Annotated in this window: 15 protein-coding genes and 3 pseudogenes; 11 read left to right on the plus strand and 7 right to left on the minus strand. The window is 59.8% G+C overall.

Annotated features, from left to right (window positions below; translation table 11 throughout):
• The first annotated feature begins 647 nt into the window (after positions 1–647).
• The gene (locus AC51GT_RS03995) at positions 648–1,769 is read left to right on the plus strand and encodes an LEM-3-like GIY-YIG domain-containing protein (RefSeq protein ID WP_496327942.1); all 1,122 of its coding nucleotides are present in this window, start codon (positions 648–650) and stop codon (positions 1,767–1,769) included.
• Between the two features lie 139 nt (positions 1,770–1,908).
• On the opposite strand, the gene AC51GT_RS04000 is transcribed toward AC51GT_RS03995, so the two are convergent.
• Entirely contained in the window at positions 1,909–2,322 is a 414-nt protein-coding gene (locus tag AC51GT_RS04000) for a DUF3024 domain-containing protein (RefSeq protein WP_496327943.1), read from the minus strand.
• Positions 2,323–2,533: 211 nt separating this feature from the next.
• On the opposite strand from AC51GT_RS04000, the gene AC51GT_RS04005 reads away from it, so the two are divergent.
• A complete protein-coding gene (locus AC51GT_RS04005) occupies positions 2,534–3,004 on the plus strand; it encodes a hypothetical protein (protein ID WP_496327944.1) in 471 nt (156 codons plus the stop codon).
• A 478-nt stretch (positions 3,005–3,482) separates the two neighbouring features.
• Positions 3,483–3,863 carry a thermonuclease family protein gene (locus AC51GT_RS04010; RefSeq protein WP_496327945.1) on the plus strand — a complete coding sequence of 127 codons (381 nt, stop codon included), beginning with the start codon at positions 3,483–3,485 and terminating at the stop codon, positions 3,861–3,863.
• Between the two features lie 1,051 nt (positions 3,864–4,914).
• Here AC51GT_RS04010 and AC51GT_RS04015 read toward each other — a convergent pair.
• Positions 4,915–5,493, minus strand: a pseudogene (locus tag AC51GT_RS04015) (IS3 family transposase); the annotation flags it as partial.
• 228 nt (positions 5,494–5,721) lie between these two features.
• A complete protein-coding gene (locus AC51GT_RS04020) occupies positions 5,722–6,468 on the minus strand; it encodes a DUF732 domain-containing protein (RefSeq protein WP_496327946.1) in 747 nt (248 codons plus the stop codon).
• A gap of 410 nt (positions 6,469–6,878) precedes the next feature.
• On the opposite strand from AC51GT_RS04020, the pseudogene AC51GT_RS04025 reads away from it, so the two are divergent.
• Positions 6,879–8,189, plus strand: a pseudogene (locus AC51GT_RS04025) (IS3 family transposase).
• A 34-nt stretch (positions 8,190–8,223) separates the two neighbouring features.
• On the opposite strand, the gene AC51GT_RS04030 reads toward AC51GT_RS04025, so the two are convergent.
• Positions 8,224–8,472 (minus strand): integrase core domain-containing protein, encoded by a 249-nt coding sequence (locus tag AC51GT_RS04030; RefSeq protein ID WP_496327947.1) that lies wholly within the window; start codon positions 8,470–8,472, stop codon positions 8,224–8,226.
• On the minus strand, positions 8,469–8,729 hold the full coding sequence (locus AC51GT_RS04035) for a DDE-type integrase/transposase/recombinase (protein ID WP_496327948.1): 261 nt from the start codon (positions 8,727–8,729) through the stop codon (positions 8,469–8,471). The genes AC51GT_RS04030 and AC51GT_RS04035 overlap by 4 nt, the downstream gene beginning before the upstream one ends.
• Before the next feature lie 242 nt (positions 8,730–8,971).
• Between AC51GT_RS04035 and AC51GT_RS04040 the strand changes: the two are divergent.
• Positions 8,972–10,049, plus strand: a pseudogene (locus AC51GT_RS04040) (IS30 family transposase).
• Between the two features lie 502 nt (positions 10,050–10,551).
• Here AC51GT_RS04040 and AC51GT_RS04045 read toward each other — a convergent pair.
• Both AC51GT_RS04045 and AC51GT_RS04050 read right to left on the minus strand, forming a co-directional pair.
• Positions 10,552–12,711, minus strand: coding sequence for a restriction endonuclease (locus AC51GT_RS04045; RefSeq protein WP_496327949.1), 2,160 nt, complete (start codon positions 12,709–12,711; stop codon positions 10,552–10,554).
• Between the two features lie 1,118 nt (positions 12,712–13,829).
• Positions 13,830–14,573: a DUF4839 domain-containing protein gene (locus tag AC51GT_RS04050; protein ID WP_496327950.1), complete on the minus strand. Its 744-nt coding sequence runs from the start codon at positions 14,571–14,573 to the stop codon at positions 13,830–13,832.
• 607 nt (positions 14,574–15,180) lie between these two features.
• Between AC51GT_RS04050 and AC51GT_RS04055 the strand changes: the two genes are divergently transcribed.
• The 6 genes from AC51GT_RS04055 (at position 15,181) to AC51GT_RS04080 (ending at position 18,307) form a co-directional block, all read left to right on the plus strand.
• Positions 15,181–15,384 (plus strand): hypothetical protein, encoded by a 204-nt coding sequence (locus AC51GT_RS04055; protein ID WP_496328013.1) that lies wholly within the window; start codon positions 15,181–15,183, stop codon positions 15,382–15,384.
• A 161-nt stretch (positions 15,385–15,545) separates the two neighbouring features.
• Complete coding sequence (locus AC51GT_RS04060; RefSeq protein ID WP_496328010.1) at positions 15,546–15,803, plus strand: hypothetical protein; 258 nt, start codon at positions 15,546–15,548, stop codon at positions 15,801–15,803.
• Between the two features lie 157 nt (positions 15,804–15,960).
• Positions 15,961–16,437, plus strand: a complete 477-nt coding sequence (locus AC51GT_RS04065) for a hypothetical protein (protein ID WP_496327951.1) — start codon at positions 15,961–15,963, stop codon at positions 16,435–16,437.
• A 312-nt stretch (positions 16,438–16,749) separates the two neighbouring features.
• A complete protein-coding gene (locus tag AC51GT_RS04070) occupies positions 16,750–17,235 on the plus strand; it encodes a TIR domain-containing protein (protein WP_496327952.1) in 486 nt (161 codons plus the stop codon).
• On the plus strand, positions 17,232–17,798 hold the full coding sequence (locus tag AC51GT_RS04075) for a hypothetical protein (RefSeq protein ID WP_496327953.1): 567 nt from the start codon (positions 17,232–17,234) through the stop codon (positions 17,796–17,798). The genes AC51GT_RS04070 and AC51GT_RS04075 overlap by 4 nt, the downstream gene beginning before the upstream one ends.
• Positions 17,795–18,307 carry a hypothetical protein gene (locus AC51GT_RS04080; protein WP_496327954.1) on the plus strand — a complete coding sequence of 171 codons (513 nt, stop codon included), beginning with the start codon at positions 17,795–17,797 and terminating at the stop codon, positions 18,305–18,307. Before AC51GT_RS04075 ends, AC51GT_RS04080 begins: the two co-directional genes overlap by 4 nt.
• The last annotated feature ends 1 nt before the right edge of the window (position 18,308 follow it).

Raw genomic sequence — 18,308 nt, forward strand, 5'->3', positions numbered from 1 at the left:
GCCGAGGAGGTGTATTCGCCCCGATGTATGGCCGCTCGCTGAATCGCAAATCTGGCCGCCGAGGCAGGGCTGGCTGCTGAATCTCCTGCGTACCCACTGCGTACCGGCTGCGCAGCCTTTACTTTAGCCATCCTAATCACTGCTGTGACCTGCGGCTTTGTGTCCGTGGTTAAGGCTCACTCAGAACGGGCGTTCGTCAGATTCCTGCATATTCACTGCATACCGGGTCTGTTAGCAGTCCTATGCACCGCTTGTGACCTGCGGTTTTGTGCCCCCGGTCAGACTCGAACTGACACTGGACGGGTTTTGAACCTGCGGTCGTGGATGTTTGCAGATCGTTGGCGCTGTGGGCCGTTTACGAATGATTCAGTGGGGGAGCGTGTTTCGTGTTTGTTCTGTTGGATGAGTGTGGGCGGTTTCGGTGCTGCTGCGTACCCTCTGCGTACCGGGTTGCATTTCAACGAGGCCGTATCGGGCGTGAGGGCGGCGCCCAGGCAGGTGCAGGCTTGCGGGGTGCAACGCCTGGACACGGCAGAAGGGCGAATTATCAGAGGCCACCCCACCTTGCCAGCGGTGCGCCGGTTGCAGCTCACCGATAGTTGGGCAACGTGGTTCCAGTAATCGCGATTTCTGCGACAATGGCCGCCATGGATGACAGGCGGACCAATCGCGACGAACAGCCAGAGGACCAGCATGTCTATGAATCCAGGTGGGAGACTAATGAAGGTGACTGGAACTTCATCTACATACCGCCCGTCGGGACCCCGGCGCCGCAAGTGAACACAGGTCCACCCTCGCCGACAGGCTCGATTTCGACCCAAGCATCCATTGCCCAGACTGACCCTGACGTGCCGCCTTCTCAGTCGCATTCGCCTTCACGAGTTCAAGTCGAGGTAGCTGAATATCTTCAGCGTTACGTTTATGCCTTGGTAGATCCCCGGGATGGGATTCCGTTCTACATCGGTAAGGGTACGAGCAGTCGCGTGCTACAGCACGGATTTGACGCCGCTCGCTGGGCAGAGAGCGACGACCCCGATGACATCGCGAGCGCAAAGATAGCTCGCATCAACGAGATACGAGATCTCGGCGACGAAATGGATGTCTGGATACTCCGGTCCGGGATGACCTCCAGGGAATACAGCGCTGTGGAGGCAACCATCATCGATCTACTGCGTACCTTTCCGATAGTCCCACTAGAGAGCACCGTGCCGCGCATCCCACTGCATGGTGGCACTGCATTGACCAACAAAGTTCGTGGCGCGGGTGCCGAACGCGGCATCACCCGCCTTAACGACATCATTCGAGATATGAGCGCAACCCCGCTGCAGACGAAGGTGCCGTTGCTTCTGATCACGCTCGGCCCGTGGCAGGACGGCGTCGAGGAACTTCCTGGTGGTGGGACCCGCGCCGGCCATGGATTCAAACCCGAATGGACTGACCGCAACCAGCTCACCAACGATATCGAGCTGCTGGGCGAATCAGTGTGCTGCTGGTGGAAAATCAACCCCGCGACGGTTGACCAGCAGGGGATCGGGCACATCGTCGCTCTGTATCACGGGGTCACACGTGCGCTTTTCGAAATCGCTCCCGCCAGCGCGAAGACAGTCAATGCGGTGACCTACAAGGGTAAGCCAGCTAAGCGCTCTGGTTTCGTTGTGACGCCCGTCCTTGGCGGCCCGCTGTGGGACGAAGTTATAGGACCGCATGGCCGCAGCGTGGCCAAGAAGCCTGGAGAACAAGCCCAGTTCCGCTACTGGCCATACTCATAACCTCTGAGAGTCGTTACGCGAGCGCTCGAGGTGCGTGCCTATCTGACATAAGGGCCCCTTATCGGACGGAACCGCACCGACCGGATGAAGGCGGTCGGTCGTCGGGTTTTGTGACGATCAACCACACCGAGGACGGGCGTTAGCCCCAGAAGATGTGGGTCGGGTCCTGATCGAGTTCGCCGAGCAGGGGCTCGAGGTGCGCCGAGGGCGCGAGTGGTTCATAGGCGTGGAAACGCAGGTTGCGGTCCCGCCAGTACAGGCTCCAGGTTGCGGTGGTACGGGTGTAGCGCAGCCGGGCGATGGGCAGGCTGGTCCATTCAGGCCCGAAATCCTCACGCCACGGTGCGCGGCGCTCGACGATGGTCAGATGCCGGGGGGTGACCTCGCATTCCATACGGACCTGGTGGCGGGCTTCTTTGGTTGCCTCGGCCACGGGGCGAATATACCGAGCAAGCGGTGTGGGAGGAGATCTTGTGCCGGGTCGCCGATTGGGGGCAGCCCCGCATTCCCACTGCCGTATGCCGTTCGGGGAGCAATTCAGATTGCCCAACAAACCCAGAACGGCATCGATCGCTGGGTGTACAGATGTGCGATGGGGAGTTTCCGCGAGTACCCGTGAGTCAAGAAGAATCTAGGATGCACAATGCGTACTGCGCTAGCTTGATCAGGGCGGTGGGAGGGCGAACAGCGTCCTTACGGGTCGACCGAATTGGAAACCGGTATTAATCTGCCGGACAGCTTATTTGAAGGTCCGAGGTGTTCAGGTGAATCTATGGGAGGCAGACTCCGACGTGCTGACTTGGCGATTCGCTTTGCTGGGCGACGACGCTCCGAACGATGTGCCCGATTACTGGGTTGAAGCTTTTGCGGCAGTGGGACGGGACCTGCACCAGCGGCGTTACGGCAGGAGGATTGGGCTTGACCGTCTGACCTGGGAGATGCGGCTCAACAGTGAGTACTGGGTTCTCATCGGCATCCATGCAGCTACCGGCGCCGACATTGGCGGCTGCATGATCGGGCAGGGGTTCACCCTCGCCACATCGCGGGCCCAAGCAACAGTGTGGGTGGCTGAAACGGTCCAGGATGATCTGAGCGGCTACGAGTTCGTTCAGTGGCCGTCGGATGGTTGGCGGATGTTGGCCCCCCGGCTCCGCAACACTGCAGCAGTCTGGGTCGATCCATCCACAGACGAGGTCGTGGCCCACATCGGCTCACTGGACGCGGCTGAGACGTGAGCGCTGTGGCAGACCTGACATAACTTTCGGCTATCGGGGGAGTGAGGCCAGCTTGTAGCCGCGGATGAGTGTTTTCGGATCGAGGACGGCGATCTAAAAAAGCGCCGTCGCCATGGGTTACAGTGCGGCGCATGACTATTGCTTAATGTCCCCAATAATGGGGACACCCATTCTCGACGATAGGGATTCTCGGGTTAACGCTGCTAAGATTGACTAAGCATTCAGGTGTGGGTGGTTTTAGCTATTGCACACTGTGGTTGGGGTTCCTGGATTTGTAGGGAAGAACATGGGCACAAAGCGCGTTTTGGTGCTTCTAACAGTTGGCTTTCTGGTAAGCGGGTGCGCCTCGTCGAGTCAAGGTGAGCCGCCGCGGCAGCCGGCATCACCGGCGGCGTCCCCGTCGGCGTCGGGTGAGTGGGCTCGCATAGACCCAGACGCGCTGACTGTCTCGAAAGTGCTTTCAGGGGATACGTTGCGTGTGACTGTCGACGGTGACGACGTTGAGGTTGCGATCATCGGTATAAAGGCGCCCCGCGTCGATGCGGTCGATGCGGTCGAGCAGTGTCTCGGGAGGCTGTCGACTGCGCATCTTCGGGACAAGGAGGCAGGCGGCGGAGTTCGCCTCTTCTTCGACCCAAGTCAATCGCGGACGGACGACAAAGGCAGGCGGTTTGCACACGTGCGGCTCCTGGCCACGGGCTCGCAGGCCGGGGCGGAACAGTTGCGCGCAGGCTACGCCGAAACGATTCATCGCGGCGACTACCACAAACAGGAACTCAACTACGTCAGCGACGAAAACGAAGCGAAACAGAGCCACGTAGGGATGTGGGACGAGCGCCTATGCAGATCCCCCGGCTGACCTGGGGGCACGCCACAGGGATCTCGACAGCAAATTGAGTGCGCAGTGCGATTACGTCGCCAGCCCGCGAAACCTGTTGATATGCAATATGGTTCGCGTGCCGACAAGAGATATCACGTCGCCTCGGAATTAGAGAACTCACATCCCGTCAGCGCCGCCTTGAATCCGTTCGCCTCCGGTTTCGTATGTGCTTGTTGCCTCAGTCGCATTCTGTCGCGGTTCGCCGAATGGTGATCGGTGCTCCGCTTACGCTAGGGGATCGGGCGGCTGGCGTCGGCTGTGCGTGATTACCTTCTTGGTCTCTCGGACCTGTCGAGGGCTGATTTGGAGGCGGGTCGGGTGACCAGTGTTCGTCATGTGACGGACCTCGGCTTTCGGCACACGGGCAACTTTGCCCGTGAGAAATCCGTTCAGTGGCGTGATGGGCGCGGAAGGGGGCCCGATTCGTGCTGAGTGGCGTCGGCAGTCGGGTCACGGCGATCAAGGTTCGCCCGCTCACCAGATCGGTTACGGGGGAGGCGCTTTCCCGGCTGTGTCCGGCCCAGGAGGTGTATTCGTCCCGAGGTATGGCCGCTCGCTGGATCGCAGATCTGGCCGCCGAGGCAGGGTTGACTGCTGAATCTCCTGCGTACCCACTGCGTACCGGCTGCACAGCCTTTACTTTAGCCAGTCTAAGCGCTGCTGTGGCCTGCGGCTTTGTGCCCTCACTCAGAACGGGCGTTCGTCAGATCTCCTGCATACCCACTGCATACCGGGTCTGTTAGCAGTCCTATGCACCGCTTGTGACCTGCGGTTTTGTGCCCCCGGTCAGACTCGAACTGACACTGGACGGGTTTTGAACCTGCGGTCGTGGATGTTTGCAGATCGTTGGCGCTGTTGATGGTTTGCGAATGATGCAGTAAGGCAGCGGTATTCGTGTTTGTTCCGTTGGATGAGTGTGGGCGGTTCCGGTGCTGCTGCGTACCCTCTGCGTACCGGGCAATGTCGCTCGACAGGAACAAACGCCGATAGTGCAGATTGGGTCAATGCAGTCAGATCAGCGAGTTCAGGTAATCGACCAAATCTGTTCCTGACTACACAGGCGCGCCACGCGGTTCTCGCCGGCAGCGATGCCACGTTCGGGAAGCTGGTCGGCGATAAACCGGTAACCGAACGCGGGATCGTCGGCATGGATGTCGCGGGCGGCATTAATCAGATGCGCATTGTCCCAGTCACGATGGGACACTCGGCATTTACGCCATCTCTAGAACGTTGGGTGGAGAATCCAAGCACGGCAGGTCACTGTGGCGGGAATTCCGTCGCCAGCAAGGTCGAGGACCAGCGGGTGCATCATTTTGGTTGATGTTTGGGATAGGTAGCCCATAGCCCGGCGCATTGCCTCCGCTTCCTGCTCAAGCAGTTTGATCCGTTTGCGGGCTTCCCGCAGCTCTGCCGACTCGTCACATACAGTGGAGGCAGCTGGCGGAGCGCTGCGGTCGATTCCGTCGTCGCGGTCGGCGATCCTGAGCCAGCGCTGCAGACAGGTTTCCGAGATCCCGAAATCAGTGGCAACCTGACGGATCGGTGCTTCACCCTTGCGGGCGACAGCGATCACTTCGGCGCGGAACTCCTTCGGATACGGATTTGGCATGACGAACATCCTTTCACCGCCAGAAGAAATCTCACAGGTCAGATGTCAAGCAAAGCGGGGGCAGTCCCAGCGGGGGTCAATGGGCCGTCAGTTGTTGGCCGCCGCTGCCCCGGATGTTTTGGTCGTGACCGAAGGACGCCGGGGAGTGTTGCCCGATGGTGGCATGTTGTCGCTGGCGGCGACGATTGGGGAACCTCACTACACGACCGTTGTTACAAGCTTCAGTAGCTATTGAACCATCGTCCACGTCCCGCAGCCTTCGGATGTAAAGCCTGAATCAGACTCGTAGATCGTCACCGTAAGCGACGGTGCAATAGACACGAAGTTGTTGTCCAAGATCTCACCCTGTGCATCTGAGCGCTCCCAGTAGCAGTCTGCCACCCGGCCAGCGATCGTGTAGGTACCGGGCTGCGCTTGACCTGGATCGTATCCCACAAGCTTCTTGCCATCGTAAAGTGTTGGTGGCCCTGTAGGAGTTTTGGTGGTCGGGGTAGTAATAACTCGCCCGTACTTGACCTGCTCCATTGCCGGGGAAAAGATCGGCTCGAAACGTGGGCATAAGATTTGCACTGCAGACTCGAGCACATATTCAGTGAATATATGCCTCGGATAGTACGGATCAGCATCCTTACTAATCGAGCTTGCTGTGACCACGTCCAGCGCCTGCTTGTAGGCGGCAATCGGATCGTTAGGATTGGCCTCGAAGGAAGCGCATACCTTACGGCCTGCCTCTATCATCTCGGCATCATTGTCGTAGGTCTGTCCATAGCGATCCGACTCGACAAGGAATGCTGTGTCCTCGGGACTGTGACCAGAATGCGCCCGTTTGGTTGTTGTTGTTACTGTCGACACCGAACTCGCCGACTCGATCGTTGGACGGCGTGGCTCATCGTCACCCGCGCATGCCGCCAGTGCTGGCAGCAGTGCCGCAAACAACCCTACCAGCGCAAACCGAAATCCATTCGTCCCGACCACGCTGTTCTCCTAAGATCTGTCGACTGAGAATCGGACATTAGCATCCAGCGGGGCCTTCACCTGTTCGGACGACAAAAGATCGCCACGTCCGAGACTGGCACATCACCAGCTACGGAAGAAGCCTTGCGTGAGTGGCGGTGCCACGGTACCCAGTCGTTGTTATCCACACCCGTGTCAGTGACCATTCAGTCCCCGCTGGTGGCCAGGTGAAGTTCGTTTCCGCACGCTGCAACAGTCCTCCGACAGCATTCCTTTGGCACTGTCCGACATGAGCAATTGGCGTGTCCCTGTAGATGAGTCCACGCGATGTGTTCAGCACGTTTTGGCCGTGGGTTACTGGAGCTGGATGGGTTGGGTCGAGGCCCTGAATCACCCCAGGTTTGATGCCGTTTCCTTCTGAGTTAGGAAGGATGAGTGTTAGGCCAAAGAAGATTGATCCGGAGGTCCGCGAGCGGGCGATGCGGTTGCTGCAGACCCATGGTGGTGAGTACGCGTCGTTGACCGCCGCGGCCGCGGCCGTTGCCAAGCAGGTCGGTGTCGGTAAGGAGACGGTCCGCCGGTGGGCGGTATAGGCTCAGATCGATACCGGGACCCGACCGGGGGTGACGTCGGAGGAATCGGCCGAGATCAAAAAGCTCAAGGCCGAGAATCGGCAACTGCGTGAGGATGTCGCGGTCTTGAAGGCTGCAACGACTTTCTTCGCGGGGGAACTCGACCCCCGCAATCGATGATCATCGCATTCATTGACGCGATGCGCGCTAAAGGTGTTGCAGTCGAGTCGATCTGCCGGATCCTGCGCGAGCAGGGTTGTCAGGTCGCTGCACGCACCTACCGGGCCTGGCGTGCGCGACGGCCCGCTGCGCGCACCGTGACCGATGCCCAGGCCGTCGACGCGGTCCGCGATGTCGCCTGGCGTACCGATCATCAGGGCCGGCGCCGGCTCACCCCGGAGGGGCTCTACGGGCGCGTGAAGATGCGTGCCCATCTCGGCCGCGCCAGCATGCCACGGGTGTCGTACGGGGCGGTGGACCGTCCCATGAAAGTGCTGCACCTCAATGGAATTCGTCGATCAAAAAGGCATCCGAACGACCATTCCATCGGCCGATGGTATCCGGGCTGGAGACTTGCTGAACCGCAAGTTCCGTGCCGAGGAACCCAACCAGGTCTGGGTCACCGACTTCACTTACGTCAGAACGTGGGCCGGCTGGGTGTATGTCGTGTTCATCATCGACGTGTTCTCCCGCAAAATCGTGGCCTGGCATGCCGCAACGAGCAAGGACGTCAGTTTGGTGACCATCCCGCTGCGGATGGCGCTGTGGCAACGCCAGCATGACGGCCATCCGGTCAAAGATGATGAGCTGATTCAGCATTCGGATGCCGGATCGCAGTACACGTCGACTCGTCTGACGCAGAAATTGTCGCTGGAACATATTTCTGCATCCATTGGGTCGGTGGGAGATGCCTACGACAACGCGCTGATCGAATCTGCGAACGGGCTGTACAAAACCGAATGCATTCGCACGACGATCTTCCATCAAGGGCCCTACAGGACAATCGCCGACGTCGAGTACGCCACGGCGGCGTGGGTCGACTGGTACAACTGCAGCAGGCTGCATTCGAGTATCGGCCTGGTTCCACCCAACGAGTACGAGTCCAGTTACTACGCTGGACTCATCATCGAGCAAGCCCCCACATTGGAGGCGGCACAAAACCTGGGGTGATTCATTGATGTGTTCCCCACTTTTCGGCCGTGGGTTACTGGAGTTGGAGGGTGTGGGACGAGGCCCAGAGGGCTTCGTACTGGTCGGGGCTGATGTTACCGATGTAGCTGTGAACACGGGCGGTGTTGTAGAAGGTGTCGATCCAATTGGCCATCGCCACCACCAGTTCGAACGTTGTTGCCCATCGCCTGGTGTTGAGCAATTCGGCCTGCATCCGCCCCCAGAACGCCTCGATCACCGCATTGTCGAAACAGTCGCCTACCGACCCGAACGACGGTGTCAATCCTGACCGCGTGGATTCTCACCCCAGCTCCATGAGGTGAATTGCGTTCCGTGATCAGAGTGCAAAACAGTTGCACCACAGAGCGATCGCTCCTGAACGGCTACGTTCACCGCGTTGTTCACCAACGAGGTATCGGCGATCGTAGAGAAGGACCGCCCAACGATCTTTCGAGAGAAGCAGTCCCTGAACGTAACTAGTACCTTCGGCCGTCGTTGGGAGCTGACGCTATGCGTGTTCAGCCACCGTCTTGTCGACACTTTGGGCCCGAATTGTCGACCTGATCGCCAGCAAGCGAATCAAGGGCCGGTCTAGATGCCAGGTCGAGTTTGATGTATGTGGCCTTCGTGATCGATGCCTATTCTCGTCGGATCCTCGGTGTCGGGTGGTTTCTAGGGCTGGTCGCAACACTTCTCTAGATTCTGGAGGTGTGTTGACATTGTCTCGTCGTGTGAAGAAGGGGCCGGGGCGTCGTCCGCAGTCGGCCAAGCGTCGCCGGTTCATGGAACTGCGTGCCCGCGGGTGGAGCGTCGTGGCTGCTGCCCGAGAAGTCGGCGTATCTAGGACCGCCGGAAACAACTGGTCGCGCGGGCACAAGACCTACCGCGGCGGCAAGGCTGTCGGATTCGTGCCGGCGCTGGACCGGTTGATGGTCCGCGAAGTCAGCCCTCGTTTCTTGTCGCAAGATGAGCGAATAGAGATCGCCGACCTTCGCAGGGCTGGGCACAGCATTCGGCACATCGCCACGGTCTTGGGACGGGCGCCGTCCACGATCTCGCGCGAATTACGCCGCAATGCAGCGTCTTCGGCCAAATATCAACCGTTCGAGGCTCATCGCCGGGCAACACCCGCGGCGCGAGCGTCGACACCCGAGGCGATTGGCCACCAATGAGCAACTGGGGCTGATCGTGGCTGACCTGCTTGCCCAGCGATGGAGTCCTGCGCAGATCAGCCGCCATCTGCGGGTCCGGTTCCCGCTGCGTACCGGACGTGATCATCGACGGGCCCACTCGAATATGCACAAACGTCGGCCGAGGTTTCAGCAGCCGATGTTGAGCGTGCACCAGCGCCCATTTGATCCGAAAGACCGCTCGGAGGCGGGACATTGGGAGGGCGACCTCATCGTCGGCAAAGATCAGGGGTCGGCCATCGGCACCCTGGTGGAACGGCAATCAAGGATGGTGCGGCTTTTGCACCTTCCGTGCCGACAAGGCGAAGCTCTACATGAGTCGCTGCGAGCACGGATGGCAGACCTGCCACCGACGGTGTTCCGGTCCATCACCTGGGACCAAGGAACCGAGATGGCTCGGCACATCGAAATATCGAAAAGCCTTGGCGTTCAGGTCTATTTCTGCGACTCACACTCGCCGTGGCAGCGGGGAAGCAACGAGAACACGAACGGTCTGCTGCGCGACTACTTTCCCAAAGGAACGGACTTAAGGATTCACTCTGTCGATCATCTACGGGCGGTTGAAGATGAGCTCAATAGCCGGCCGCGGTTTGTCCTCGACGGTTGCACGCCGGCCGAGCGATTCGCTGTCCTGTTAGCCTCAGGAAATCAGTCGGTGTTGCGACGTTGACTAGAACCCGCCCCGGATTTACCTGCTTAATTTTGGACCGGAGCCGACACCCAGTGGAACCCGTTTCACAAGCGGGCAGTTTCGATCAGCACAACTGGGCACTTTCGATGAGCCTCGTCACGACGTGGACTCATCTAGCGGGGACATGCCAGACGAGGCGGAGGATGTGACGTCCCAGTAGAAGCGCTCCGAGTTATTCGCAATCACCTTTCACATGGCACAAAGAACTACGACGTCGATGATCTTCGCGAGGTCGCAAGAGTGATGCACCCACTGGTTCGGGCAGAGTTCCTCCTACTACTTGGCGGCAATTCTGACCCGAAGTCGCTCGACTGGTGGCTGCGGTAGTTAGCGCAGTGCCGCAGTGCGCCACTTTCACTGCCGCCGCTGCACCTGCCGTTCGCCCCACGAGCCGACAGGCGCCAATCCACCTCGCCTGCACCCTGTTCGCCGATCGTGAGCTATGTTGCAGCGAATAAGATGTGCTTACCCGAGCCCTACCCTATTGTTGGTCGCTGGGAGTCTTCGGCCGCGAGATCTCAATGGCGTCCGCCAACGCTCGTAGGCGCAACGCAGCTGACCGTACATCTCCGAGTACATACGTTGAGAACTTCAAGTCATCATGCCGATGCACGACACGGATTGCGCCGACTGCGGTGCTTGTGACGGAGGAGAGTGCCTCCAATACCTCGTCGATGGTTGGCCGGAGATCTGTCCTTCGTCCGTCGCGTGATATGTCTCGGGCAGTTATTGCGTCTCCCGTGTCCGCCGCTTCTTCGACAAGCTGCGAGACCACGAACGAAACGACGGACAACTTCCGGCGTCGCTGTTCAATTACACGATCAAGCTCGTCGAGTCCGTTCGGAACCTTGAATAGAAGTCCCGTCGTCTCTGGGCCCAGCCCGAGCTCGGCGGCAGCCTCGACGATGCTCCCAAGCCGCGGGGCATCAACGAGCGCCCATTTCCGCGTGGCTGCCATGTTCTTGATGGTGTCGCCGGAAAATGCGGGGCCCACCACGGCGGCGAAACTTGCTTGGTGCTGGTTCTTGTGGGTTTCCAACGCGACATCGCTGATGTCTGTGTGCGTGACGTGGCCGTTCGATCGCGACTTGGCTTCGACGATCGCGACCACTTCAGTGTCCGCATCATCTCGCCATCGAACAACAATGTCAGTGTCGCCCGCTCCGCTGACGGTATCTGCGTGGAATCCTAGTGCTCGAAACGCATCGCGGGTTGCGTTCTCGAAGGCTTTACCCGAACCTCGATTGAGTGCCTGTGGTGATTGCGAGAGCATCACCAGTTCGTCTGTGTGCGAGGTCAGCGCTGCACGTGTTTGCGAGGTCAGCAGAGCACGCTCGGTCTGGGGCTGTGTATCTGAGTGGTCTTGGTCTCGATCACCAGGTGAAGGTGTCGCTGCGAGAGGAAGTTCAGCGACAAGGGCGACCCCGGACGGGGTGGTTCGGAGGCTCCCGTACCGGGGCTGCTCAATGAGGCCCGTGTCTTCGAGTAACGATGCAATCCACCGGCTCTTGTCTGTGGTGAGACCAAATTTTGCGGCTTCGCGGTACATGTCGGCACGAGTGATATCTGGTTCGACGGTCCGGAGCATTTCACCGACAAACCGCATGCGTGCATGAAGGATTCGGACGAAGTTGACGTCATCTCCCGACTCGATCCATGCTCTGGCGGGTGTCGTAGCCTGGTATATACCGAGCCCAATTTCGTGCAGAAGCCCCGCAGCACGAAGGAAGGGCATCATCGAATCGACACTGCTGCGCCGAAGCGAAAACGTTTCAGCGATGAATCCCAGAAGTTCCTCGCGATCAATCGGATCGATGGCAGCGTTAACGATGGTCCTCAGGTTCTCCACTTTATTGGGGCTTGAAGCTGGGCTTGGTACCCAGATGTTGTAGGTGCTCCGGGACTCGTGGCTGCGCTCGACCGTCGACAGTTCGTGGAGCAGGCTCTGGATCTCGTCTGGTGCTTCAGCAATCGGTTCAGCGTCAGTGGGACGAGTTGCAATGGCCAGCGGACTTACGATGGTACATAGCGAGAGCACGGTCTCGCCGATTGGAGTGATCTTCCATCGTCGGCCTCCGCTTGGTTCGATCAGGCTGAGCGCCTCAAGCCAGTCCGCTCGGTCACGAGTGCCCCCGAGGCTCTTCCACACCGTCTCGTACCGATCCCGAAGTCGGCTGTGGAGATCCTCGATCGTGGAGGGCGTTTCGGCGATTAAGGATAGCAACTCCGCCAATAGGCGATAGCGCCCCAACATTATTGAGCCAAGTCTTTCCGGCACTGGGTCTGAACGAAAGGCCTCGCCAGCGGAAGTCAACCGCATTTCTCCGTCGTCGGTCCGCGCAAGCCCAGCACTCTTTAGGAATCTGCCGTATACGCGCCAGGTAGTCGGCTCTACGAGTGGGGGCGCGCCCTTGCGTGGTTCTTGGCTGAAGACAGAAGCAGGAATGTCAGGCCGGGCTTCCATATCAACCGGTGTGCTTGCACCGATTTGCTCCACGAGCTCGCGAACCAGCGGAAACCAGGCTCGCTTCCCTCCGCGTAGGGCGGGAAATGAAGACGCCTGCCTGCGCCATAGCGCCCGCTGCTCAGCCAGTAAATTCGGGGGAAGTGTCGCAGTACCACCACCGGTGGAAGAAGTCATGGATGGAGTTTAGACCGCGGTCTAGATTCTTGGAGGGGTTGTGGCAAGAATTGTATCGGTAGTTAATAGCACCTGTACTCCATGCGAGATCGTGCGCGCCTGCCCCCTCGGGCGTGTTGGAACTTATCGGTTCTCAAAGCGCGCGCTGCTGGATTACCGGTCATTCAAGGTGCTTCGACATGTTGTGGCGTGGGTGTGGACGGTCTTGGTGCTTGCGGGTTCGCCGGCAGTTTGTCCGCAGAATCTCCATTACCTGCCACTGACGGAGGCGAGTCCTAAATTTTTTCGCGACTGAATGAGCAGGATTCCTGCGCTGTTGGGCGTCCAAACAATATTGATTTGGCCACCCAGAACGGTCGTTCACCAGAACTTCTGCATACCCACTGCATGCCGGGGTCCGTTAGCAGTCCTATGCACCTGTGACCTGAGGATTTGTGCCCCCGGTCAGACTCGAACTGACACTATACGGGTTTTGAACCTGCGGTCGTGGATGTTTGCTGATCGTTGGCGCTGTTGATGGTTTACGAATGATGCAGTGGGGGAGCGGTATTCGTGTTTGCGGTGTTGGGCCAGTGTAGGTGATTTCGTTGTTGCTGCGTACCCTCTGCGTACCGGGGGCAATATCCCTCGACAGTACCTACTGGTGGCGAGACGTGGCATTTTCAATGAGCGCCGTCCGTTATGACGATGGTCAAAACGCACGACTAAAGCCGCAGGAGGACGCTCAGCGGTTTTGGTTTCGAATCGGCAATCCTCCACGAGAAGCTGTGTATCAATCGGCAGAAAGCGCGACTCGAGGGACATCGCGTGGGGTTCCGTAACCTTGAGCGCTACATCTTGACCGGCAGCCACACCGACCCGGCCGGAATTACGTGGCCGCTGACAGTACCGGCAAGGTGTCATCTCAATCTCAATGACACTTGTCCGCCTTGCGTATGATGTCGCGCTCGGTGGTCAGCTTCTGAGTCTCGGCCAGTAATCGCAGGTTCTCCGCGCGTAGACGAGCCAACTTATTCGCAGGCGTCGGCTGGTGGTCAGCGGCAGCGTCCTTGGACCTTGACGAGGAGGTCTCCCCGCGAGTGGAGGCCTCCCCTCAAGTGTCAGCGACGGGGTGGTTTCTATCGGATCTCGGTGGAGACTGGGTCAAGTTGGAGAAGACAGGTTCTCTCCGCGAATTCTTTCACGACTGCGGTGACACGAAGGGTGTCGTTGACCCCCAGGGTATCGGGGATGTCCGGTCCGGTGAGCCGTAGATCAGACACGATGTTGACGTCCCGGAACTGGAAATTCGGCCCGCGGCCGTCGCTTTCGTCGAAATCTCTGGCACCAATCAGGATGTCGTGGCGTGTTTTGTAACTGCCATGGTTGTTCATCGCAGCGATGTGACCGTCGAACTGAATGATCCGGCCTGCATATTCGGTAGCCCAATCGGCGACTGGTTGGCCGCAGTTGTCTGTATCGTGCAGGATCCGGGCGAGATCCTCGTTGTTTTCGATGGTGAGTATCTCAGCGGTTTTAGGGGCCGCAGGTTCCGCTTCCGGTTCGGGGGAAGGCTGCGGGGAGGTTTGCTCGGTGCTCGCGGCTGCCGCGGCGTCGGTCGTGGACGCGTCGCTGTCGCCTTCCAGCAGCGCCCCGACGGTGATGATGCCCGCCAGGATGACAGCGGCACCGCCGGCTGCGGCCCACAATCGCCAGGGGGTCTTTGGCTTTGGTCGACGGAAGGTCATGGTGGTTCGCAGGCGGCCCTGCTGTTGGGTGACCAGTTCCCAGCCTTCCTGCTGCTTGCTTGTGATCGTTTTCGCCTCGGTGCCCCGGATCGCCTTGATCTCAGTGACCTCGTACCGTGTTTCCTCGCCGGTCATGTCTCTGCCCGTCCTTCGATAGGGGTGTTGTGGGTGAACCCCGTACCAAGGGCAGGGAAGCCATGTGCACGGTGGGCTGGGATGTACTTATTCCCAACGTGGTTGACGTTGCCGGAAGATTATCACCGGGGGAGGGAAGCCAAAAATATTGGACAACAGGGGCGAAGGAGGCGATGAGAGGGCGTTCTGTGCGGGGCCCGCGCGGCCGGAGCAGACGGGCCAATAAGGAACGGGCGCTTGCTGTTTGCGATCGGAAACTCACGTCGGCCACGGTCGGATCGCCGCTACCCGGACGAGTCCCCCCCGGGGTGCGCGGGCTCGCGCGTGTCCATCGAATCATGTCTATTCGTTTCGCTTAGCCCGTGAAACTATGGCGGTTTGTCCGGGGCGAGGTGAGGGGAATCCGGTGGGGTCGTATCTGATGCTGATCGGTACTCCTGCCATGCCGTCTGCGGTGGTGATCGCCGCGGTGATTGTGCTGGTGTTGGCCGCAGCCTTGATTGATGTTGTGCCGCGACGACGTGGGGGGTCCGGTTGTTGCCACGCTCGGGTTGGTTCCTGGTGGTGGTACTCATTCCGCTGGTCGGCCCGGTGGCGTGGTTTATCTGTGGTCGTCCCCGCAGGCGGGGGTGGCCGCAGTGCGCGGCGCTCGACCACCGCGAACGGGGCGCGATTCCCGGAGTATGACCGGCCGGGCCGGTTTGTGCCGCAGGACCCGGTGGCTGATGCGGAGTTCTTGCAGCGGTGCCGTGAGCGGGCGGAGCTCCAGCGTCGTGAGGCTGATGCCGAGCGTCGGCGTCGGCAGTCCTGACAAGGGCGGATCATCTGATCGCCGAAGGAATTTTGTCAATGAGGGGGAGCGATGCCGTATTTGGGTGTGATTGTGCTGGTGGTGATGATCGCGGCGTTGGTCGACATCATCGGGAGTGAGGCCGGGGTGCGCGGCTTGCCGCGGTGGGGTGGTTGCTGTTGGTGATCGTGCTGCCACTGGTGGGTTCGATCGTGTGGTTTGTGGCCGGACGGCCGGTTGCGGGCGGGGCTTATGGTCGGCCGCGTGGCTCGGGCCGTGCGACAGCTTTGGGGTTTCCCGAGTATGACGAGCCGGGTCGCTTTGAACCGCAAGACCCTGCTGCCGATGCCGAGTTTTTGCGGCAGGTGCGTGAACGGGCCGAGGAGCAGCGTCGACAGGGGGAACTGGAGCGGCGGCGGCAACAGGACGGCGAGCAGTGACCCGTGTGCTGGGATGGGGAGATCGCACTGGTCAATGAGGCTTTCAGTAGTGGAATTGGCTGGCGTTCAACACTGGTGGCGGTGAGCGGTTATGAGATTCTTTCGCCACGCATGTCGACCGACTGACGACGGGGCCGCGATTCGTACGAACTGGCGGGTGCAGACTAAGACGGCGCGCGTGCGCAGGGTGTGGTTCTGGCTTGGCTGCGGAGCCGTTGTTATCGTTCTTCTGGTGGCCGGGACGATCGTCGTGTCACGGGTGTTGCACCCCGACCCGTGCGATACCGCTATGCCCCACGCGAGGAAATTGGGACTGGTTCTTTCCGACGACGACCAGGTGCTCTCGTGTGAATGGTATCCACACTTCCTGGATTCCTCGGGAAAAATCATGGTGCGCACCGTATCCCGGGCTACGCGCGATGCCTTGTTAACGCGGTCCGGCGTCACCGAGGAGCTCGACCGATCCATGGTGAGCATCAACGACGGCCCATTCCAGGAACAGGTGCGCCGGCCGAACCTCGAGCGCAGCAGGCAGGTGTTCACAGCTAGCGAACCCGACGGCGCCCAGCTGAGCATCAGTTACGACGAGACCGTGGACGCTGGGCTCCTGCTCACGGTGGGGGTGCTGGTCTGACCTACGGCATTAACCCACGTTCCTCGAGGCCCTAGGGGGAGCGGCCATCGACCGCCTCGCGTGGCCACGTTCAGACCCACTTTGAAGCTACTGGACTGGAACGGGAGTTCCCTGACATAACTGCCGGTTATCGGGTGCGACCCTATCTAAAACTGGCCAACGTCAGGAATTTACCCGAACACTCTCGGCCCGGCCCCGCACGGGGCCGGTCCGAGTATCATCTCGACTCGCATGTCATAGGTGGCGGAAATACTGTGCGCACTCGTCGTGGCTTGCCAGGATCGGATACAACACACTTAGAAGGAAGTCCCGTTGGCGAAAACAGTGTTTTACAGCTTTCATTACGAGCGCGACGTCAAGCGCGTTCAACTAGTCCGGAATATCGACGCGCTTGAGGGGCAAACCCTGCTGAACTCCCAGGACTGGGAGACTGTCCGCGGCCGCGGAGACCAGGCAATCGAGAACTGGATCGACGAACAGATGCGCTACAAGCGCGCCGTCATCGTGCTGATCGGCAGGGAAACCGCAGAACGCCCGTGGGTCAACTACGAAATTAACAAGGCCTGGACTGATCGCCGACCGCTACTGGGCGTTCGGATCCACAGTCTCTCATCGATGGGGGAGATCGACCTCATGGGCAAAGACCCTTTTGAAGCCGCTGGATTGGGATTTGCGCGCATCCCAATCTTCGACCCGACTCGCCGGGATTGGCAACAGAAAGTGGACACACAAGCTACATACGCAGCGCTCCGCGCCAACCTCGCCTCGTGGTCAGACCAGGGTGTCAAAAGGCTATGACACTCTACACAGAGAGCTTCTTCGTAAGCCAGTCCGGGGGAGTGACCGCCTCGGCTGCAACGGCAAAGCTCGGCAGATCAATTAAGGCAGCTACCGGACCGTTCGATGTGTTCCTGAGCCACAGCATGCTCGACTCTCGTGTCATCCTCGGCGTGCGGGAGTGGCTGATCTCGAAAGAACTCAGCGTTTACGTCGATTGGATCGATGACCCCGAACTCGATCGCGCCCTGGTATCACCCGCCACCGCAGCTAGGCTGCGCACGCAGATGCAGAGCTCGCGGGCCCTAATCTACGCAACATCGCGGGCTGCTCGAGCCTCCCGGTGGATGCCCTGGGAGCTGGGATACTTCGACGGAATTAAGGGCAGCGGGCAAATCTCGATCCTGCCCATTGAGAGCGCATCCCGTGGCAATTTCGTTGGTGAGGAGTATGTAGGCCTCTACAAGCAGATTGAGCGGATACAGCGATCGGATGGTAGTTCGAGGCCGTCTGTGACGGATCTGAACGGCCAGGCCACCTCCTTGAAATCGTTCGTTCACTCCCAGCACCCTGGTCGTAGATGACCGGGCCCATCCAGCCGGGCGGCGTGGACCGCAGCGATCACCATAAGCACATGGAGTTTGTGCAAGCTGTCATCACCCGGCTGGCGAACAACTCGTTTCTGATGAAGGGTTGGGCTCTGACTCTGTCTTCAGCAATACTGGGCTTCGCTGTCACACAGCAACATGCTGGCCTGGCGGCGGCGGCCATCGTCCCGGCGGCGGCGTTCTGGGCACTCGATACGTACTACCTACGGCAAGAACGCGCGTTCCGTGCAATGTATCGGGACGTAGCGGCACAGACGGTGCGGGACTTCAAGATTGAGCCCGCGCCTTACGCGCGATTGCAGCCACGGGTTCGGACTGGGCTGTCGGTCAGCCTCAGCGTTTTTTACCTAACAATCATCATTCTGGCCGGACTGGTCGCACTGATCTTGACCGGAATGACCCACGACCCTCAGGGGGAGACGCCGCCACACAGAACTCAAACCTCGGCACCACCGGCACCCGAGACAATTCCTGCTGGCCGCTGAT

This window comes from Williamsia sp. z34, from assembly GCF_059553395.1.

What these genes read in the sequence shown, in the direction of transcription:
- AC51GT_RS03995 (WP_496327942.1), top strand. Translation starts at nt 648, where the DNA reads ATGGATGACAGGCGGACCAATCGCGACGAACAGCCAGAGGACCAGCAT.
- AC51GT_RS04045 (WP_496327949.1), bottom strand. Translation starts at nt 12,711, where the DNA reads ATGACTTCTTCCACCGGTGGTGGTACTGCGACACTTCCCCCGAATTTA.
- AC51GT_RS04050 (WP_496327950.1), bottom strand. Translation starts at nt 14,573, where the DNA reads ATGACCGGCGAGGAAACACGGTACGAGGTCACTGAGATCAAGGCGATC.
- AC51GT_RS04075 (WP_496327953.1), top strand. Translation starts at nt 17,232, where the DNA reads ATGACACTCTACACAGAGAGCTTCTTCGTAAGCCAGTCCGGGGGAGTG.
- AC51GT_RS04080 (WP_496327954.1), top strand. Translation starts at nt 17,795, where the DNA reads ATGACCGGGCCCATCCAGCCGGGCGGCGTGGACCGCAGCGATCACCAT.